Origin of the sequence: Mesorhizobium sp. L-2-11, from assembly GCF_016756595.1 — a bacterium.
Taxonomy (GTDB): domain Bacteria; phylum Pseudomonadota; class Alphaproteobacteria; order Rhizobiales; family Rhizobiaceae; genus Mesorhizobium.
Map to the genome: position 1 here is coordinate 1,850,998 of NZ_AP023257.1, position 19,109 is coordinate 1,870,106.

The 19,109-nt window shown below is 60.8% G+C and carries 15 protein-coding genes; 4 read left to right on the forward strand and 11 right to left on the reverse strand.

Going from position 1 to position 19,109, the window contains the following annotated elements; all coding sequences use genetic code 11:
- Window positions 1–37: 37 nt before the first annotated feature.
- Entirely contained in the window at window positions 38–1,423 is a 1,386-nt protein-coding gene (locus tag JG739_RS08905; protein WP_202366143.1) for a hypothetical protein, read from the reverse strand.
- 133 nt (window positions 1,424–1,556) lie between these two features.
- Here JG739_RS08905 and JG739_RS08910 point away from each other — a divergent pair, with 133 nt between their 5' ends.
- Window positions 1,557–2,963 carry an IS30 family transposase gene (locus JG739_RS08910; RefSeq protein WP_202363131.1) on the forward strand — a complete coding sequence of 469 codons (1,407 nt, stop codon included), beginning with the start codon at window positions 1,557–1,559 and terminating at the stop codon, window positions 2,961–2,963.
- A 137-nt stretch (window positions 2,964–3,100) separates the two neighbouring features.
- Here JG739_RS08910 and JG739_RS08915 read toward each other — a convergent pair whose 3' ends face one another.
- Entirely contained in the window at window positions 3,101–3,625 is a 525-nt protein-coding gene (locus tag JG739_RS08915; protein WP_202366144.1) for a GNAT family N-acetyltransferase, read from the reverse strand.
- A 45-nt stretch (window positions 3,626–3,670) separates the two neighbouring features.
- The gene (locus JG739_RS08920; protein WP_244749755.1) at window positions 3,671–4,522 is read right to left on the reverse strand and encodes a hypothetical protein; all 852 of its coding nucleotides are present in this window, start codon (window positions 4,520–4,522) and stop codon (window positions 3,671–3,673) included.
- A 190-nt stretch (window positions 4,523–4,712) separates the two neighbouring features.
- Here JG739_RS08920 and JG739_RS08925 point away from each other — a divergent pair, with 190 nt between their 5' ends.
- Window positions 4,713–6,128, forward strand: a complete 1,416-nt coding sequence (locus JG739_RS08925; RefSeq protein ID WP_202366145.1) for an adenylate/guanylate cyclase domain-containing protein — start codon at window positions 4,713–4,715, stop codon at window positions 6,126–6,128.
- 68 nt (window positions 6,129–6,196) lie between these two features.
- Here JG739_RS08925 and JG739_RS08930 read toward each other — a convergent pair whose 3' ends face one another.
- From JG739_RS08930 to JG739_RS08965, 8 genes are all read right to left on the reverse strand, one after another.
- A complete protein-coding gene (locus tag JG739_RS08930; protein WP_202366146.1) occupies window positions 6,197–6,676 on the reverse strand; it encodes a class I SAM-dependent methyltransferase in 480 nt (159 codons plus the stop codon).
- Window positions 6,677–6,817: 141 nt separating this feature from the next.
- Window positions 6,818–7,999: an ABC transporter permease gene (locus JG739_RS08935; RefSeq protein WP_202366147.1), complete on the reverse strand. Its 1,182-nt coding sequence runs from the start codon at window positions 7,997–7,999 to the stop codon at window positions 6,818–6,820.
- Window positions 7,996–8,994, reverse strand: a complete 999-nt coding sequence (locus JG739_RS08940; RefSeq protein ID WP_202366148.1) for an ABC transporter permease — start codon at window positions 8,992–8,994, stop codon at window positions 7,996–7,998. The genes JG739_RS08935 and JG739_RS08940 overlap by 4 nt, the downstream gene beginning before the upstream one ends.
- A gap of 2 nt (window positions 8,995–8,996) precedes the next feature.
- A complete protein-coding gene (locus JG739_RS08945; protein ID WP_446720544.1) occupies window positions 8,997–10,865 on the reverse strand; it encodes an ABC transporter substrate-binding protein in 1,869 nt (622 codons plus the stop codon).
- Window positions 10,866–10,891: 26 nt separating this feature from the next.
- On the reverse strand, window positions 10,892–12,787 hold the full coding sequence (locus tag JG739_RS08950; RefSeq protein WP_202366150.1) for an ABC transporter ATP-binding protein: 1,896 nt from the start codon (window positions 12,785–12,787) through the stop codon (window positions 10,892–10,894).
- Window positions 12,788–12,950: 163 nt separating this feature from the next.
- Window positions 12,951–14,291, reverse strand: a complete 1,341-nt coding sequence (locus tag JG739_RS08955; protein ID WP_202366151.1) for an adenylate/guanylate cyclase domain-containing protein — start codon at window positions 14,289–14,291, stop codon at window positions 12,951–12,953.
- 205 nt (window positions 14,292–14,496) lie between these two features.
- Window positions 14,497–15,840: a nucleotide sugar dehydrogenase gene (locus tag JG739_RS08960; RefSeq protein WP_202366152.1), complete on the reverse strand. Its 1,344-nt coding sequence runs from the start codon at window positions 15,838–15,840 to the stop codon at window positions 14,497–14,499.
- A gap of 111 nt (window positions 15,841–15,951) precedes the next feature.
- Entirely contained in the window at window positions 15,952–17,130 is a 1,179-nt protein-coding gene (locus tag JG739_RS08965; RefSeq protein WP_202366153.1) for a DUF3095 domain-containing protein, read from the reverse strand.
- A 74-nt stretch (window positions 17,131–17,204) separates the two neighbouring features.
- Between JG739_RS08965 and JG739_RS08970 the strand changes: the two genes are divergently transcribed.
- Window positions 17,205–18,293 carry a glycosyltransferase family 4 protein gene (locus JG739_RS08970; RefSeq protein WP_202366154.1) on the forward strand — a complete coding sequence of 363 codons (1,089 nt, stop codon included), beginning with the start codon at window positions 17,205–17,207 and terminating at the stop codon, window positions 18,291–18,293.
- Window positions 18,290–19,054 carry a polysaccharide deacetylase family protein gene (locus JG739_RS08975; protein ID WP_202366155.1) on the forward strand — a complete coding sequence of 255 codons (765 nt, stop codon included), beginning with the start codon at window positions 18,290–18,292 and terminating at the stop codon, window positions 19,052–19,054. The genes JG739_RS08970 and JG739_RS08975 overlap by 4 nt, the downstream gene beginning before the upstream one ends.
- The last annotated feature ends 55 nt before the right edge of the window (window positions 19,055–19,109 follow it).

Sequence of the window (19,109 nt, forward strand, 5' to 3'; positions counted from 1 at the left end):
TTGGGGTTGCGCACCAGAAAATCAATCTGAAGTAGGCTCATCTAGCCTTGATCACTGCCTGGCCGATCTTGCGCCATCGGGCGTTTTCGCGAACCAGCTTCAGGTCGTCGGTCGCCTCGGCAAACGTCCGCAAACGGTATTGCCGGAGCAGGGCCGGGAAGAGCGCCCCTTCCGGCAGGCCGGCAAGCTGCTCGCGGACCGAGATCTTTTCGTCGATGACCCGCATGCCCCAGGCATTTTCCCGAACCTGCAGCTCCGCAGCCAGATCGCGCTCTTCCGGCGCGTTTTCATCTAGTGCAGCCAGCAGGATCGAGTGGAAAAGCGCTACATACCCAATCTGCCTCAGGCCGCCCACAACCCGCACGCGAGGCAATATGGCAAGGACGAGGAACATCAGGAACAAGTTCGGCAGCAGCACGCCGTCCAGCAGCGCCTGCCTGAGATGCGGCCGCTCGAACCGGATGGAAAGACCATGCGGCCTGCCAGGCTCGATCAGGTGCCCGTTCTCGAGGACGAGCTTGCGCACGCGCTCCTCGCGGACGCCCCAGAAAAAGGCCGTGGCATTGGGCAGGAATCTGCCAAACGGGCTCGATGCGGCTGCTTGTAAAGCACGTTCGAGACGCTGACGCCTTGCGGGCTCAATGAGCAGCCTGGAAAGAAGGCTGCCGTCATATTCCAGATGCCGCGCCATGGCAGCCGCGGCGAGCCGATCATCGATGAAAACCGGCAGGGTCGCGCCGGAACGATCCCAATCGGCGACCAGATCCTCGTTGAGGGCTATCAGCGCATCGGCGGCTGTTCCAAACACCTTGTCCTGGCTGGCAAGCAGTGTGCCAAGCCAGCGGCTGGCATCCGTTTTGTCGCCCACCGCTTCGAGCGCGCGCTTGTTGAGGGTGACGGGACCGGCCACGCAGGCGCTTTTGCGGCACAGCTTGTGGCGCCCCATGCCAAACAGGTTGACCTTGTCGTCACCGACATCGAGCCATCCCGGCCCCTCCCGGCCAATTGTCTCCATGGTCATCGTCGTTCCCATGAAGCCGAAGAAGGCCGACAGCCCGTTTTCGACCGCGCCGAGCCAGGCAAGCAGGAGGGTATCGAAGGTGATCCGGTCCATCAGAAGCAGACAGTGCAGGCCGGACTGAATCACCGGTCTGAACTCGAACTCGTCGAGGACCTTGCAGATCTGTTCAGGCTGCATGATCACACCAAGGCGCTGATGCAGGACTTCGCGCAGGATCGAGCGGGCAGCGATCGCCGGGCCCGATGCAGGCCTTGCCACTGGCCGCCACAGATGGCGGGCGTAATCGGAAACCGGTGCATTCCAGTTCTGTTCGATGTCGCGCACGACTTCCGGGCAGAGCAGCGACAGCACTGCCAGAGTCTCCGCCGGAGGCGTAGGGGATGGGTCAAAGACGGCGGTCATTGGTCCCGTCTAGCCGCTTGCCGTGCAAACGCCAAGCGAGACCAGACTTGCGAGACCAGACTTGCTGGATGCGACCGGCCCAGACTGGGCGGATTCAAGCGGTCGTCGCAACACCTAAACGAAGGAGGTTGCGATGGGCATCCAAAAGCGACGATCACACCGTTCTGGACGAGCGCCGTTGCCGTCACCGGGACGTCCGCCAGTGGCGGAGAGATCTGAACTCCAGCGATTCTGGTTGGGGATCGCGCAAGGAATGACAAGCGAAGATGCTGCGCTGGCTGCTGGTATGTCGCAGCCTGTTGGAACCAGATTGTTCCGACAGGCGGGTGGCATGGCACCAGCGATGTTCAGATCTTCGAGCAAGCCGCCGTCCGGGCGGTACCTCTCGTTTGTGGAACGTGAGGAGATCGCACTACTTCGCGTTCAAGGCCTTTCGAGACGCGAGATCGGTCGCCAACTTGGCCGATCCGCCTCAACCATCTCCCGCGAGCTACGACGCAATGCCGCGACGCGCAGCGGTGGCCTGGAGTATCGTGCATCGACAGCCCAATGGCATGCCGAGCGATCGGCCCGTCGACCCAAACCGACCAAGCTTGCGCTCAACACGACCTTGCGCACTTATGTTGAGCAGAGACTGGCCGGCGTCGTCATGACTCCGAGCGGCGCTCCCGTTCCGGGTCCCGCCGTTTCGTGGAAGGGCCGCCGGCATGGCCCGCGAAAGAATCGGCGGTGGGCCACGGCCTGGAGCCCGGAACAGATTGCCCGACGCTTGCCGATCGACTTCCCGGACGACGAGACGATGCGCATCAGCCACGAAGCCATCTATCAGGCCCTTTTTGTTCAGGGCCGGGGAGCGCTACGCCGCGAACTGTCGGCCTGCTTGAGAACGGGGCGCGTGTTGCGGGTCCCCAGGGCGCGCGTACGCGGGCGAGGCAAGAGCTTTGTCTCGCCGGAGATCATGATCAGTCAACGCCCCGCCGAAGCGGTCGATCGCGCGGTGCCGGGTCACTGGGAGGGAGACCTCATCCTTGGTCTTGGCAGCTCGGCGATCGGCACGCTGGTTGAGCGTACGACGCGCTTCACGATGTTGCTGCATCTTCCCCGACTTGCGGGGCATGGCGAAGCTCCGCGCATGAAGAATGGCCCTGCTCTCGCGGGACACGGAGCTGAAGCCGTGCGTGACGCGATTACGCGCACCATCATCACCTTGCCCGAAGAGTTGCGGCGTTCGCTGACCTGGGATCAGGGAGCCGAAATGGCTCAGCATGATCGTCTCAAGATCGACGCGGGTGTCCAAGTCTACTTCTGCGATCCGCAAAGCCCATGGCAGCGTGGCACCAACGAGAACACCAATGGACTGCTGCGTCAGTACTTCCCGAAAGGCACCGACCTGAGCGTCCACAGCGCCGACGAGATCGCCGCCGTGGCCGTGGCCCTCAATGCCCGACCGAGAAAAACTCTGGGATGGAAAACACCCGCAGAAGCGCTTGACGAGTTGCTGTCGCGAGTGAACACAATCGGTGTTGCGACGACCGCTTGAATCCGCCCTGTCAACTCTGATCAAAATGGTGTGAGCGAATTTGACCGTATCCAGCTGAGTTCTCCATGAGCAATCGCCTGTTCGCCACTCGGCACGATTGTTAGATTGGCTAAACAGTTAAGGCAAAACAGCGGATCTCAGAACCGCAGCCGGGCCATGCTCAGGAGGTCATGGTACTGGCCGTCGGTAAAACCGGCCTTCACATGCCGGCCTTCGACCTTGAAGCCATGTCTTGTGTAGAGACGGATTGCCGGTTCGTTGTCGGCATAGACGGTCAATTCGACCCGCTTCAGGGCGCGCCAGTTGTCGGCCACGTCAAGCAGCGCGCCGAGTATGGCAGAGCCGATACCCTTGCCGACAAAGGCATCGTCAAGGCCGATATTGATCTCGCCGATATGCGAGCGGCGCGGCGAACCCTGCACGACCAGGCTGCCATGGCCGACGACCTTGCCGTCCAACTCGGCAACGATCCAGGTGGTTTCCTGGCCGGACTTGGCGATGCGCCGCTCCACCTGCTCCACCATCTCGAAGGGCATCCTGAGCGTGCCCCAGCGGAAGCCCGGCATGTTGAAGATAACGCAAAGCGCCTCCGCATCGCTTAGCCGGACGGGCCGGAGCAGCGGCTGGATTTTCTCGGAGGATGGCGAGGTCGTGCTGGTCATGGCTTTCCCGGCGAAGGCAATCGGCCCGGCACGATGCACCGGACGTCACCTGAAAATCCAGCCGTCTCCGCAACCTATGCCGATTGCAAGCGAAAATACCGGGAGGCGGCGTAGAGTTTGCAGACGCCGCTGATGCCGATCCAGCCGAAAAGGGCGAGCCAGCACAATGTCCCGGTCGCCGTCCAGTCGATCCGGTGCACTGCAGCGTCGGTGATAACGAGGCCAAGGACGGCAAGCAGGCCAACCAGAAACTGCGCCAAGCCGAGCACCAGCAGTTCCTCGCGCGGCGCGCTTGTCCAGACGAGATATGTACCGCCCCGCACCGGCCAGGAAGATGGCGCTGTAGACCTGAGCATGGAAGGCATCGATCGGCCATGGCCAGATGCTGCCGAATGTCAGGGGGAACAGCAACAGGCCGACGCCATAGAGCCCAAGGATCGCCGATTCCACCGGCATGTAGCGGCGCCATACGGGGTTTAAGGTCACGCCTTTTGCAGAAGGAGGGGCCTTGGCCCGCCACAGGAACAGCCCGGATACCGCGACCGAAGCGAGATAGACCAAAAACCAGAGCCAGGGCGCTTTACGCTCGAAGTTGAAATAGCCGAGATTGATGAACGAAGCCACCGACACGATGGCGGTGAAGATGAATGCCATGACGAGCACGAGCCGGCCGGGTGACCAGCGATTCCAGACCAGCAGCGCCGCCATCACGACCATTTCGGCGGTATAGAAGCCGCCGAGGAAGCGGGCATTGAACGGCGTGACGGCCCAAGGCCAGCGCGGCTTGACCAGCTCAGGCGCGAAAAACAGGCCGGCGCCGACGATCAGGACGATGATGACCGCCACGGAGAAGAGGCGCAGGGCCGCGGGAAATGGCGGGTTGTCGGATGCCGGCATGGAAGAAAGCCCCCAAAGATGAATACCCCATGGCCCATCATAGTGCCGCTTGCGGCCGGTGAAAATCCGCCGAACGGAAATTGAACTGTCACCAGGCCCATCTATTCGAATGGCCGTACGATCCGTTTCGAAGTAAGATGGAGCACTGGAACCAAAGACGCCTCCGGGCGCGTTTCCCGGAGCCTGCACGATGAACGAAGCTCAGGATCTGTTCTCGCTTCTGCGGCAATCGACTGATGTCGATCCGCAGGCAATCGACGCGATCAAGCGAACCATCGCGGAGGGCAGGGACCGCGAACTTTGTCGCATCAATGCGCCGGCCTTCGCCAGCAAGCACGGCCTCGACGAGGAACGCGCCATAAGTGCCTTTCTCCATGCGGCGCGGGTGGGCATCTTTGACATTTCCTGGAATGTTCTGTGCCCCGGCTGTGGCGGCGTGCTCGACACCAACGCCACGTTGAAAACCCTGCAGAAGGACGAATACACCTGCGCGCTGTGCTCCGAGGGCTATTCGCCGACCCTCGACGAGATGGTCGAGGTGACATTCACCGTCAGTCCCCGCGTGCGCAGGATTGCTGCCCACAATCCACACGAACTGCCGTTGCTGGAATATTACCGCCAGATCTACTGGGCGTCCGGCGTCGATCTGCCGGAAGAGGATTTTGCGAAAAAGATCGAAGCGTTCTCGCTGGCGGATATCGAGCTTGCCCCCGGCGAAAAGGCGGTTCTGCCCATACAGCTTCCGTCTGAATTCGTCATCGTCTTCGAGCCGGTCACCCATTCAGCGCAGTTCATCGATGCGAAGGGCGAACCAACAAAAGAGCGCCGAAGCCTCTCTTTGGTCTTCGATCGTGACCATGTCCAGAACCAGACGCTGGAGATGCAACCCGGCCCGTTGCGCATTTCGCTGGAGAACAGAACCGACACTCGCGTGCTGCCGACGGTCTTCATCGCTGGCCAGGAATTGCATGATCTCCTGGGTAAACGCCGGCCCTTCCTGACCGCCAAGCGCCTGCTCACCAACCAGACGTTCCGCGATCTCTATCGCACGGATACGCTCGACATCGACCAGCGCCTGAAAATCACCAGCCTGACCTTCGTGTTCACCGACTTGCGCGGATCGACCGAGCTTTATGAGCGGGTGGGCGATCTTTCAGCCTTCGATCTCGTGCGCGAGCATTTCCAGGTTCTGCACGAGATCGTCGCGGCGGAGGCAGGCGCGGTGGTGAAGACGATCGGGGATGCGGTGATGGCGACCTTCGCGACGCCTGATCGTGCGATTGCTGCGGCCCTCAGGATGCGCGATGCCATGCGTGAGCTCAACGACAAGAGCGGGCGTGAGGATCTGCTGCTCAAGATCGGAGTCCATGCCGGCCCCTGCATCGCCGTGTCTATGAACGAGCGACAGGACTATTTCGGCCAGACGGTCAACATTGCTTCGCGGGTCCAGAACCTTGCCAACGCACAGGCGATCTTCGCCACTCGTGCGGTGGTCGACGACAATCTCACCGCCGATCTGTTGCACAGGAACGCGCTGACGCCCGTGCCCCACGAGGTCTCGCTGCGCGGCATTGAGCGGGAGATAGCCGTCTATACGATCCCCTGATGGCTCGGGCCTCTGAAGACTTGGCCACTAAAGATTTGGCCCCTGAAGATTTAGGTGGTCTCGGCCCCTCAGGCGCGCCTGTAGACAAAATAACGATCGGCGGGCTCCGAAGTCGGCGGCGGGAGGCGTTGCAGCAGCGGGTGATCGAGCGGCGTGCCACTGACCGCGAAGCCGCCGACGCGAAGCAGGCGCGCAATCAGATCAGGAAGCCAGGTAGCGGTCACTGCATCGCGATCGTCATAGCCGGTGCCGATGTCGGCATGAACAAGAGCGGCGTCGATGCCAATGAACTTGCGGGCCGTCTCGCGTATTTCGCCGAGCACGAGGTTTTCAGTGTCGGGAATTGAGCTGGCGTGTGCGCCAACTTCGCGGTCGAACACCACGATCCGGCGCCCGGGCAGGCGCTCGCGCAGATGGTGGAACGTCCGGCCATTGCCGAGGCCGAGCTCGAGCACAAGCCCCTCCATCTTCGCCACCTCGGGGCAGATTTGATTGAGAATGTCGCGCTGTGCGGTCATCCTGCTGATGAAATTATCGAGGCGACTCATATGCGATTGTATGTCCCGAACCAGCAGCCCCGATCGAGGCTTGCCGCATATAGAAGCGAACGACGAACCTTGCAATAACGCAACCGGCCGCCGACAAGCATCATACGAGTCGTCGGCAGGCCGAGTGGCGGAATAGTTATCTCACTTGTAGGGGTCTGCGGCGTCCCGCAAGCCGTCGCCAAGGAAGTTGAACGCCAAGATGACGAGAATGACGGGAAGCATCGGCAAAAGCAGCCATGGATAGAACGCGATGACGCTGACGCTGCGCGCCTCGGTGAGCAGGATGCCCCAGCTGGTTATCGGCGCCCTCAGGCCGAGCCCGAGGAAGCTCAGCGCCGTCTCGCCCAGGATCATGCCGGGTATGGAGATCGTCGCCGTCGCGATCAGGTGCGACATGAAACCGGGAATGAGATGCCGCCCGATGATGCGGCTGCTTCTGGCGCCCATCAATTGCGCGGCCAGAACATAATCCTCCTCGCGCAAGGCTAGAAGCTTTGAACGCACGGCACGCGCCAGTCCGGTCCAGTCGAGCAGCCCGAGGATGATGGTGATGCCGAAATAGATCAGGATCGGACTCCAGGTTATCGGCATGATCGCCGCCAGAGCCAGCCATAGCGGGATGCTGGGGATCGATTGCAGAACTTCGATAATCCGTTGAACGATCAGGTCGAAGATACCGCCGTGATAGCCGGCCAGTCCGCCGATGATAATGCCGAGCAGGAAGCTGAAGCTGATGCCGACGAGGCCGATTGTCAGTGAAATGCGTGCGCCATAGATGATGCGCGAGAGCACATCGCGCCCCAGCCTGTCGGTGCCGGCCAGAAAGAGCTGGCCGTTTTCGGCAGGGCAGACAAAATGCCTGTCACCTTCGATCAGGCCCCAGAACCGGTAACTGTCGCCCTTGCAGAAGAAACGGATTCGCTGAACATCATCCTGATTCTCGATGTAGTTCCGCTTGAGGGTGTCCATATCCAGCGTCATCTGGCGGCCATAGACGAACGGCCCGACGAACTGGCCGTTGTGGAACAGGTGCACCCGCTGCGGCGGCGAATAGATGTAGTCCATGTTGCGCGTGTGCAGATTGTAGGGCGCCAGGAACTCGCAGATCAGAATCGCGAAATAAAGCGCCGCCAGGAATATGCCTGAAATAACGGCAACCCGGTGCTCCCGGAATTTCCACCACATCAGCCGCAACTGCGACGCCTGAAAGACCTTCGACTGCTCCGGCGTCATCGCCTCGACCGACTGCAGGTCAAAGGGTGCGGTGGAAACGTAGTGTTGCAGCGGAGCACCCGGAGCGGGCAGCGGCGAATGCGTGCTCATTTGGTGCTGCCGCCCTGCAAACGAATTCGTGGATCAAGCAGCGCCAGCGCCAGGTCGGAAATCAGGACACCGATGACCGTCAGGAAGGCGAGGAACATCAGGAAGGAGCCTGCCAGATACATGTCCTGGCTTTGCAGCGCCTTGATCAGCATCGGCCCGGTCGTTTCCAAAGATAGCACGATCGCCGTGATTTCGGCGCCGGAGATGATGGCCGGCAGGATAGAGCCGATATCGGAAATGAAGAAATTGAGCGCCATGCGCAGCGGATATTTGACCAGCGCCTTGAACGGATGAAGTCCTTTGGCGCGCGCGGTCACGACATATTGCTTGTGTAGTTCGTCGAGAAGATTGGCGCGCAGCCGCCGGATCATGCTTGCCGTGCCCCCGGTGCCGATGATCAAGACCGGAATCCAGAGATGGGCGAGGATCGATTTCGCCTTGGCCCAGCTCATCGGCTCGCCGAGATATTGCTGGTCCATGAGATGGCCGATGGATGTGCCGAACCAGATGTTGGCGAAATACATCAGGATCAGCGCCAGCATGAAGTTCGGAATGGCAAGGCCGAGAAGACCGAAGAAAGTCAGGCCGTAGTCGCCCCAGCTGTATTGATGCGTGGCGGAGTACATGCCGATCGGAAAGGCGATGAGCCAGGTGAAGATGATCGTGACAAAGGAAACCAGCACCGTCAGCCACATTCGGTCCCCGACGACGTCGCGAACCGGCAGCTCATATTCGAAGGAATAGCCGAAATCGCCGCGCAGCATCCCGCCGACCCAGTAGAAGTAGCGAATGACCGGTGGCTGGTCGAAACCATAGTCCTTGCGCATCATCTCGATGCGATCGGAATCCACCGCTTCGCCCTGAGCCCGAAGCTCGGCAACATAGCTGTCGAAATAGTCGCCTGGGGGAAGTTCGATGATCGTGAACACCAGTGCCGATATCACCAGCAGCGTTGGAACCATCACGGCGATGCGCCAGACAAGATATCGAAGCACGCTCAGGACTCTCCAAGCCAGAATGTATCCGGCATGTAGACACCGAAATAGGCAGTCGGGTCGTAGCCGTAGAGCGCCTTGTCAGGCAGATTGCGCAGCCGCGAGGACACCAGAATCGGCTGATGCGTTCCGTTCACGGTGCCGATCGAAAACACCTGGTCGGTGTAGATCGACAGCATTGAATTCCAGATTTCGGCGCGCTCCGAGGCTTCGGTCGATGCCTTCCAGCGATTGAGTAAAGCCATCAACTCGATGACAGGCGGAAGATCGGGCGCCTCACCGACCTTGCCATGAGACAAGTAGTGAGCACCCCAGAGCGGCCATTGCAGCTGGTCATCGATGGTGGGGGCCAATTGGTACGGGTTCATGTCGGCGGTCGGCACGCCATTGTCGATGCCCGACCACATCGACATCATGATCTGGCCGCCAAGCGCGCGGCTGCGGAAGATATCGCGCTGCGAAGTCCGGATGAACAGGGCGATCCCGATCTTGCGCCAGTGATCGGTGATGAGTTCGAGCGCGTCGGTTTCCAGTGTGCTTTCGCCGGCCGTTTCCACTATGATCTGCGCAGGGCGTCCATCGGGAAGTATCCGCAGGCCGTCATCGTCACGCGTCTGAAGCCCGGCCTCGTCGAGCAGCGCATTGGCCTGGTCGGGATCATGGGCGACCCAGGCTTTGGCGAATTCCGGCCGGTAGAGCGGGCTCTCCGGCAGGATCGTATCGGCACTTTCCTGCGCCAGTCCGTAGAACACGGCCAAATTGATCTCGCGCCTGTCTACAGCGAGCGAAAGGGCGCGGCGCACGCGCACGTCACGCAGAAGGCCACGCCACACCTTGTCGGCACAATTCAGATTGGGCAGCAGCGCCAGCCGCGAACCCTGTGTGCGTTTCCAGAGATGCATCTTCACCGGGTAGCGCTTCTCTGCGTCCTTCAGGAAAGAGTAATCGCTGAAGTCAATTCCCATGGATTGCAGGTCGCTCTCTCCCGCACCGGTCTTGGCGGAGATAATCGCCGGCGAGCTGACATTCATCACGATCCGGTCAACATAGGGCAATTGCCGGCCATTCTCGTCTATTCGATGAAAGAACGGGTTGCGCTCGAAGACGAATTGCTCGGCCGGCGGCTTGGTCCGGTTTCGCCAGGGATCGAGCGTCGGCAGTTCCGGGTTCTCCGGGCGATACTGCCGCGACATGCGGATATGCAGGAGCGTCCATTTCTTGGCCCGGTTCTCCTTCATTAGGCCGGCGAGCCGGAATGGGTCCTGGTATTTCTTGTGGAACTGCTTGAGATAGGCGGCCGGCAGAACAAGCGGTAATGGCGAAGCAGCAGCGAGCTTGGGCAGGAAGTCGGGATTGGGCGCATCCCAACTATAGCGGACCGTCAACGGATCGACGATCTCGAAGCGTGGCGGCTTGCCATCCGCCAGCAGGGCCGGGGCAAGCCCGCCTTGCGAAAGCTCATCGTTCAGCCAGACATCTTCCCAGCAATAGCGAAAATCCTCCGGCGTCAGCAGGCTGCCGTCAGACCATTTATGTCCTTCCCGAATCTTGAAAGTGAAGACGCGATCATCCGCTACGTCGAAACTTTCGAGAATGTCGGGTTGCAAGTTAAGCTTTTCGTCATAGCCGACTAGGCGAGCATACCCGTAGATCGTCATCATCCGGATATCTTTCTGGCTGCCGATGATCGTGCGCAGCGTGCCGCCATACTGGCCGGGCTGCCGGCCCATCGCGGCGAGGTTCAACGCGCGCGGGCTCTTGGGCAAGCGTTCGGCGAGCGCTGGCAGCGCCTTGGCTTTCAGCTGCGGCTGAAGAAATTCCGGCTCCAGATCGCCGGCGCGCAACGTGCCCGGAAAAAATGCCGAAGCCATGAGTCCAAGGACGGTGCGCCGGCTGATCAATGGCGTAACTCGCTGACATTGGCCGTACGCCGGGCCAGCACGAGGTGGCCGCCGCCAAGGTCGAGCGACGACAGCGTATCCTTGTCGCTCTCGTCGCGGAACTGCGGTCCCCATGCGCTGGTGTCGGAAGCGCCGCCGAGCTTCAGCGTCTCGAAGTCCATCGGCCTGTCGAGATCGGGGAAAGGTACTGCGGCGACCAGTGAGCGCGTGTAGGGGTGGACCGGTTTCCTAAGCAGAATTTCGCGTGGCGCGAGCTCGACGATACGCCCGCCGCACATCACCGCGATGCGGTCTGCCATGTAGTCCACCACCGCCAGATTGTGCGATATGAACAGGTAGGTCAGGCCCAGTTCCTTCTGCAGGTCCTTCAGAAGGTTCAGGATCTGCGCCTGGACAGAGACATCGAGTGCCGAAACCGGCTCGTCGCAGATCAGGAGTTCAGGCCCCAGCGCCAACGCGCGCGCGATGCCGATACGCTGACGCTGCCCGCCGGAGAAACTGTGCGGATAACGCTTTATGAAGCGCGGATCGAGCCCGATTGCCTCCATCAGGCTCTTGACCGTGGCGAGGCGGGACGCGGCATCGCCTCGTTGATGGATTTCCAGCGGCTCGCTCAAGATGTTTTCCACCGTCATGCGAGGTGAAAGTGACGAAACCGGATCCTGGAAGACCATCTGGATTTTCGCGCGCAGCATGCGCAGGGCGTCTCCCTCGGCTTCCAAGACGTCGATCGGACCATCGCGGCCGTTGAAGATCAGAGAGCCGCCGTTAGGGGTGACAGCCCGCATGAGGATCTTGCTGACGGTGGTTTTGCCGGAGCCGCTTTCGCCGACAAGACCCAGGCACTCACCCCGTCTGATATCGAAGCTCACGCCGTCCACGGCGCGAACAGAGGTTTGATGATCTCCGCCGAACCATCCCGACTTGCGGATGGTGAAGGTCTTTGTCAGATCCCTGACCGACAGCAGGACGTCGTCCGGCCCCTTCGATGCCGGCGCCGTCTGCTTGCCGAGCAGGTTCCCGACATTCACCGGCACCTCGCGGAGCGCCTTTAGCCTTTCGCCAGGCTTCAGGTCGAAATGCGGAACGGCTGCCATCAGGCCCTTCAGGTAGGGGTGGCCCGGCCGGCGGAATATCGCCTCGACAGGTCCCGCTTCCATGATCTCGCCATGGTACATGACCACCACCTCGTCGGCGACATTGGCGACCACGCCAAGGTCGTGCGTGATCAGCAGCATCGCCATGTTCAGCTTGGCCTGAAGCCCGCGCAGCAACTGCAGGATTTGCGCCTGGATGGTGACGTCCAACGCCGTTGTCGGCTCGTCGGCGATCAACAGGGCGGGCCGGCAGATAAGCGCCATGGCGATCATGGCGCGTTGACGCAGTCCTCCCGAAAGTTCAAAGGGATACATGTCATAGGCGCGCTTGGGGTCGGGAAAGCCGACAAGGTCGAGCATTTCCACGGCCCGCGCCTTGCGCTCCACCCGAGCCATGGGTGTATGAATCTGCAGGGATTCGCTGACCTGATTGCCGACCGTGTGCAGCGGCGACAGTGATGTCATCGGCTCCTGAAAGATCTTGCCGATGCGGCTGCCTCTCAACGCCCGGATTTCGGGTCCGTCACGCGGCATCTGCAGGATATCCTGCGTCGTGCCGGGCTTCTCAGGATCGGAAAACAGGATACGGCCGCGAACATGGGCTGTGTTCGGCAAAATGCCCATCACTGCCTGGCTGAGAACCGATTTTCCGGAACCGGACTCGCCCACAAGCGCAGTAACCTTGCCGGGCAAGACGCGAAGATTTGCACGTCTGACGGCATGCAACGGTCCCCCGATAATGGCAAAAGAGATGCCAACGTCCTCGATCCGCAGCAGATCAACACCCGAATTCATTCTCACACCAGCCCCACTCTGGCAGCCTGCCGGGCGGCAGGCCCACAAAGCGAGACTAACGCATTGGCAGCGCAGAGCAACTTGGATTCGAATCGGTCGCCAGTTCCCTGGCGGAACCGGCGACCGGACTGCATACCAAGGCGTTCGGATCAGATCGTGGTGGCTACTGGAGCTTCCTCGGGTCGCCCGCCGACAGCCGCGCTGCATCGCGATGAAGCAACATGACCTGCTCGGCATCGGATATTCGGTCGTAAATCGGCTCCAGCGCACCGTCTTCATCGAGTGCGAGAGCACCCGACAGATCGGGTGAAAGCACCGTCAGCTTCTGCTTGATGCCCGCCAGTTCCTCGTTGCCGAGCGTCAGCCAGCTGCAGGCGCCGCAATAGCTGGCGAACTCTTTGCTGGCGAGAACGCTGTGCGGAAATTTCTTGGTCAGGGTCTGGAGGCGCTGGACCTCGTTTACAGCCGAGCCGAAGACAGAGAATGTGAGCCGGTCGGTAAGCCCGACATTGCCGAACATCACATTGCCGACATGCAGGCCGATGCCAAAGTTTATGTCGGGCAATCCCTGCTCCTTTCTGCGCAGATTGAGATCCCTCATGCGTGCGGTGGCCTTGTGCGCTGCCGCAAGAGCAGCCTGGCAGGCGATCTCGGACTGCGAGCGGTGCCTTTCGCAAGGGTAGACGGCAATGAAGCCATCGCCCAGGAAACTCATGATCTGCCCGCCATTGCGATTGAAAGGTGCAGCGATGGCATCGAAAAACTGGTTCAGCGTATCGATGTAGATTTCGCGGCCGGAAGTTTCGGCAAGTCTTGTCGACCCGCGCATATCGGCCATGACCAGTGCGGCCCGGATTGTGTCGCCCTCTCCGCGCTTGATCTGGCCATCCAGCACGCGCCTGCCGGCGTCGCCGCCGAGATATGTGGTCATCATATTGTCGGCCAGCTTGGTGAGCACCGCCATCTTGGTTGCGATAGCGAGATGGTTCTGAATGCGCAGCAGCGCCGAAATCATGCTGTCGCTGAAGCCTGAAGCACTGTCGGTGGACCAGGACCCCATCATGCCCTGACTGGTGTTGCCGTTGAAGGGATGGACGAAAGCCATGTAATCTGTCACGCCCATAAGCCTGAGGTCATCGAAAACAGGAAATTCCGACGGCATCGAGGGGTCGAGCCGGCGGCGCAGATGGTCGAGCTTGTTGCTGAGCAGATGGTAGTATGGACTGGTCAGGAATCTGTCAGAATGAACGCCGTCCTGTTTGCGGAAGCCTTCCACTTCCATGCCCTGGCCGCGAAGCCAGGTGAAGCCAAGCGCGTCATAAAGCGGATGAAGCATCGAAAAGCTCAAATGCACCCGCTTCAGCGGCAGGCCGGCAGCAGCCAGCCGTTCACAAAAGCCCCTTACCAATGTTTCCAGAGCGTCGCCCGCCAGCGCCGATTGGGTTAGCCAATCGGCAACCTTGTCCATGAGAATGGTGGAAATTTCTGCTTGCGCTGTGCTCATGCTACCTTGAGACCCGTCTAAGACGAGCCATTCTCCTTTGATCCGCTACAAAACGGTCCGCTAACGACCCAAGAGATAAGACCCTCGAAGTCAATGAAGCCGGATTCGGGCAAAAGCCGGCGAAGGGGCATTATGTGGCGAGGCTGCCGGCGGAGTGCAATCACGATCCTGACATAAGGCAAAAAATTCGCCGGCTCAGACGCCGTCAGGCCTTCACCACCGTCTCTCGGGCTAGCCCGAGGCGGCCAAAAACATTGCGTGTGTCGACGATCAGAAGGGCGTGATCAGCGATCGCCTGATAGTCGATCGCGTCGTGGTCGGTTGCAACGACGACAGCATCGAAATCCTTCAATGCCGCCTCGGTCAATTCGACCGAGCGCCGCCCCTTGATCGCCATATGCTCCCGAGTGGTCGGGATCTCGGTAACATGCGGATCGTGGAATTCCGCCTTGCCGCCCCATTCCTCGATGAGTTCAATGAGCCGCAATGAGGGGCTTTCGCGGATGTCGGGCACATTCTTCTTATAGGCGAGCCCGATGATGAGTATGCGCGAGCGGCTGAGCGCCTTGCCGCAGCGCCGGTCCAGCGCCTTCGCCAGCTCATCGACAACATGACGCGGCATGGAAGTGTTGATCTCTGCCGCCAGCTCGATGAAGCGGGTCGGCATTTCGTATTCGCGCGCCTTCCACGTCAGGTAGAAGGGATCGATCGGAACGCAGTGCCCGCCAAGTCCGGGGCCAGGATAAAAAGGCATGTAGCCGAAGGGCTTGCTCTTTGCCGCCTCGATCACCTCCCAGATGTCGATGCCCATCGCACCGAGCACGACCTTCAACTCGTTGACCAGGGCTATGTTGACCGAGCGGAAGATGTTTTCCGTCAGCTTGACCGCCTCGGCGGTCGCCGTGCTGGAAACCGGAACGACGGTCTTGACCACGCCCTGGTAGAAAGCCTGCACGAGTGTCGCCGCTTCGATGCCGTCGCCTGCCACGACCTTGGGGATCGTCGCGACTTCAAAGCTGCGGTTGCCGGGATCCTCGCGTTCGGGCGAGAAGCCGAGGAAGAAGTCTATCTTCGACTGCAAGCCGGTTTGTTCCAGTATGGGCTTGATCACGTCGTCGGTGGTGCCGGGATAGGTGGTCGATTCCAGCACGATCAGCTGGCCGAGACGCAGATGCTTCGCGACGGTGCCTGCCGTGTTCCTGACAAAGGAGAGGTCCGGCTCACGGTTTTTCGTCAGCGGTGTCGGAACGCAGATGATGATGACATCGCAGACGGCCAGTTCGGCAAAATCCGCGGTGCCGCGGAACCGTCCGCTCGCCACCTGGCCGGCAAGGGCTGTCGACGTCACTGCCTCAATATAGGACTGGCCGTTGTTCAGGCTCTGGACCTTCTGGGCTTCGATGTCGAAGCCGGAAACCGGGAAGCCGGCGCGTGCGATGGCAACCGCCAGCGGCAACCCGACATAGCCCAGTCCGATCACGCCGACTTGCGCGGCGCGCGTCGAAATCCGGTTAAGAAGACAGTCATATGTCGATCGTGAGGCGTCCAAAAATCTGCTTTCCGTCAATTCGGACTGGCCGTCCGCGCCCGATGGCGAGGCTCACCTGGTTCGCCAAGAACCCGAGGCATATTGCGGAAAATCGATTTCCGCAAGCTGTCGTCAGACCGGCACCTTCGCCTTCAGGCTTGCGGCGGCCATCGCATAGCCGCCGGCGGCGCCATCGATGAAATGAACGTGATCGCGCTGCAGCGGCGAGGCGACGAGGCATGTCATCAAGGCCGATTTCTGGCGGTGCAGGCCATAATTGCAGATGCCCGCCTCTTCCGCCTGTTTCAACCGGTTCTCGATCCGTTGCGACACATCCGCGTCAACGTCGATAGTCATCTTCAAGCCGTCGTCGAACTTCCGGAAATCCGAATTGCTGGCCACGTCGCGTTTGTAGATCTTTGGATCGAAGCTGCCGATCGTCCAGCCATATCTATCGGTGACAGCCGTAAGCGTCAGCTGGAACAATATCCACAGCTTCGACAGCCACCGCCATCCTGCCGGCGCCATGGCCCGCGCCTCGATATCGAGGCCGGCGGGCGAAAAACTGTAGGCCGGACCGTTCACCGGCAAAGGGTGGCCATCGCGTTCCTGCCCCCCGGCAAGGGCGATGATGTCGGAAACCAGAAACTGAAAGCCGCGCAAGTCGCGAGACGCCCCCGGGATGGCGATGATCGAGACGATTTCACCATGCCGGGCGTCGATCGGATTCCAGCGGCAGGAGAGGCCGGTCAGATTTGGCCGTGTGCCGGCTGGCGCAGGATCGATGCGGTAGCGCCCCGCTTTCATCTCGGCTTCCGCCCAACTGCCGCCACCGCCGGCGAACATGGCATAGAACACCGCGTCGGAGGCCCGGAACCTCGCCACGCGAACGTCGAGGCCTTGCGCTCTTATATCCTTTATTGGAACGATTGCGGCACGCAAGGTCAGGTCGAGTTCGTCCGCCACCCATCTCTGGACAGCCGCCAGCGCGTTGCGGGTGATCTCCAGCGCCGAGCTGGGAAACGCCACGAGCGCGCCGTCGCCGCCGAAGACAAAGGGAAGATCTTGCCGACCCAGCGCGTTGAGCAGCGCCGAGATGACGCTGGCGCCGGCCATATTGACGGTCTTATAGCGCCCAGCCTCGATCGCCTTGGTCGAGCCGACGATGTCGGCGGTGGCCAGCGCCCAGCCATCCGGGAGAGGCCGATAGTTATCGAGATCGGCAACGCTTTCGAACTTTGCGAAGACCGGCAAAGAAGCGACAAACGGATCGGACTCGGCAGCTGTTTCCATGAGCATCAGATAGCACATTTCACTGCTTGAAGGTGGAGTCGATCATGCTTCGAAATTGACTTGCGCAGGCTTTCCGATGATAGGATTCGGCGATGCGAATTGCCTTCTACGCGCCGCTGAAGTCGCCCAATCATCCCGTTGCCTCCGGCGACCGCCAGATGGGACGGACGCTGCTCAAGGCGCTGGAGCATGGAGGGCATAGCGTCGAACTTGCATCCGAATTGCGCTTCTATCTACGCGAACCGGAGTCGAAAAGTTTCGATGCGCTCAAGATCGAGGCCCGAGAGGAAGCCGCGCGGCTGACAAAGCTTTGGGATCGTGACGGCAAGCCCGACCTCTGGTTCTGCTATCATCCCTATTACAAGGCGCCCGACCTGATCGGACCCGAGTTGGCGTCGGCCTTTGCTATCCCCTATGTGACGGCAGAAGCCTCCTATTCGAGGCGGCGCGACGCCGGTTTGTGGGCCGACACGCAAGCGTTGGTGGCGCGAGCCGTCGAACAGGCAGCGCTGAACATCTGCTTCACGCAAAGGGATCGTCAGGGACTGACAGATGCGATTCCGGACGCCGCTCTCGGTCTGCTTTCGCCCTTCATCGACACATCGGTATTCCGGGAAATGCCGGCACGGGGTTGTCCGACGCGCCTCGTTACCGTCGCCATGATGCGCCCGGGCGACAAAGTCGAAAGCTATCGCATGCTGGCGCAGGCGCTCGGTCCGATCGGCCACCTGCCTTGGAGCTTGTCGATCGTCGGGGATGGGCCTGCCCGTGACGAGGTCAAAGCGCAATTCGCCGGCTTGCCCGCCGACCGTATCGAATGGCTTGGCGCGATTGAGCCAGCCGCCGTGCCGGATGTCCTCTACAGTGGGGGAATTTACGTCTGGCCGGGTTACGGCGAGGCCTATGGCATTGCCTATCTTGAAGCACAGGCCGCCGGCCTCCCGGTGGTGGCTCAGGACATCGCCGGCGTGCCGGAGGTCGTGCGGGATGGCCAGACCGGATTTCTCACCCCGCCTGGCGATGTGGCGGCGTTCGCTTCTGCCATTGAAAGGCTTCTCATCCGTAACGACGAAAGAACCATCATGGCCGCGGAAGCCAGACGTTTCATCCTCGAAGAACGTTCCCTCGGTGCTGCAGTGGCGCGTCTGGCAGAACTTCTTGCGAAGATCCCGGTTTCATGACGTCCGATCCGATCTGGCAGCCCTTGGTGGAAGAACTGGCGTGCCGGCAACGGGCGGACCGTAAGGCACAGTTTTGGCTGCGTGACGATGACGCCGTGGATCCGACGCCTGCGCTTGATCGGCTCCTCGACCTCACCGGTGAATTCGCGGTTCCGGTCACTCTGGCCGTCATTCCGGCCCTGACTGATGAGAAGCTTGTCGCCCGGCTTGACGAGGCGCCGCATGCCACGGTCGCCATCCATGGCTGGGCGCACCGAAATCATGCGCCCGAGGACCAGAAAAAGCAGGAGCTCGGCGCGCATCGACCACGCGAGGCGGTGCTCGATGACTTGGCTCGCGGGCTGTCGCACGTAACCCGCCTGCACGGCGCACGTGCCGTTCCGATGCTGGTGCCACCCTGGAACAGGATCGACGCCGGCTTGGTATCCGACCTTGAATCGATAGGATTTGCGGCATTGTCGGTCTATGGGCCGCCGAAGCCGGCTCCATTGGCGATCATCAACAGCAATGTCGACATCATGGATTGGCACGGCACGCGCGGCTGCCGCGATCACGGCCTATTGGTTCAGGCTATCATCGCGCAATTGCACGGCGGCGAACCGGTCGGCCTGCTCACCCATCATCTCGTACATGATGAATCGGCCTGGCTTTTCCTCGAACGGCTGTTCACAGTCACCGCACAGACTGAAGCCTGCGCATGGCTTCCGATCAGGACATTGATCGGGCGCAGCGCCGGTAGAGCAATTCCAGGAAAAGTGTGAACGGTTTTCCGTCCGGAATTGCGTCAACACAAAGAGAGAGCAATTCCAGGAAAAG

Coding starts and splice junctions, on each gene's coding strand:
- JG739_RS08935 (WP_202366147.1), bottom strand. CDS start 7,999: ATGAGCACGCATTCGCCGCTGCCCGCTCCGGGTGCTCCGCTGCAACAC.
- JG739_RS08920 (WP_244749755.1), bottom strand. CDS start 4,522: ATGCCGGCATCCGACAACCCGCCATTTCCCGCGGCCCTGCGCCTCTTC.
- JG739_RS08910 (WP_202363131.1), top strand. CDS start 1,557: ATGGGCATCCAAAAGCGACGATCACACCGTTCTGGACGAGCGCCGTTG.
- JG739_RS08925 (WP_202366145.1), top strand. CDS start 4,713: ATGAACGAAGCTCAGGATCTGTTCTCGCTTCTGCGGCAATCGACTGAT.
- JG739_RS08915 (WP_202366144.1), bottom strand. CDS start 3,625: ATGACCAGCACGACCTCGCCATCCTCCGAGAAAATCCAGCCGCTGCTC.
- JG739_RS08930 (WP_202366146.1), bottom strand. CDS start 6,676: ATGAGTCGCCTCGATAATTTCATCAGCAGGATGACCGCACAGCGCGAC.
- JG739_RS08955 (WP_202366151.1), bottom strand. CDS start 14,291: ATGAGCACAGCGCAAGCAGAAATTTCCACCATTCTCATGGACAAGGTT.
- JG739_RS08970 (WP_202366154.1), top strand. CDS start 17,205: ATGCGAATTGCCTTCTACGCGCCGCTGAAGTCGCCCAATCATCCCGTT.
- JG739_RS08905 (WP_202366143.1), bottom strand. CDS start 1,423: ATGACCGCCGTCTTTGACCCATCCCCTACGCCTCCGGCGGAGACTCTG.
- JG739_RS08965 (WP_202366153.1), bottom strand. CDS start 17,130: ATGTGCTATCTGATGCTCATGGAAACAGCTGCCGAGTCCGATCCGTTT.
- JG739_RS08975 (WP_202366155.1), top strand. CDS start 18,290: ATGACGTCCGATCCGATCTGGCAGCCCTTGGTGGAAGAACTGGCGTGC.
- JG739_RS08945 (WP_446720544.1), bottom strand. CDS start 10,865: ATGGCTTCGGCATTTTTTCCGGGCACGTTGCGCGCCGGCGATCTGGAG.
- JG739_RS08950 (WP_202366150.1), bottom strand. CDS start 12,787: ATGAATTCGGGTGTTGATCTGCTGCGGATCGAGGACGTTGGCATCTCT.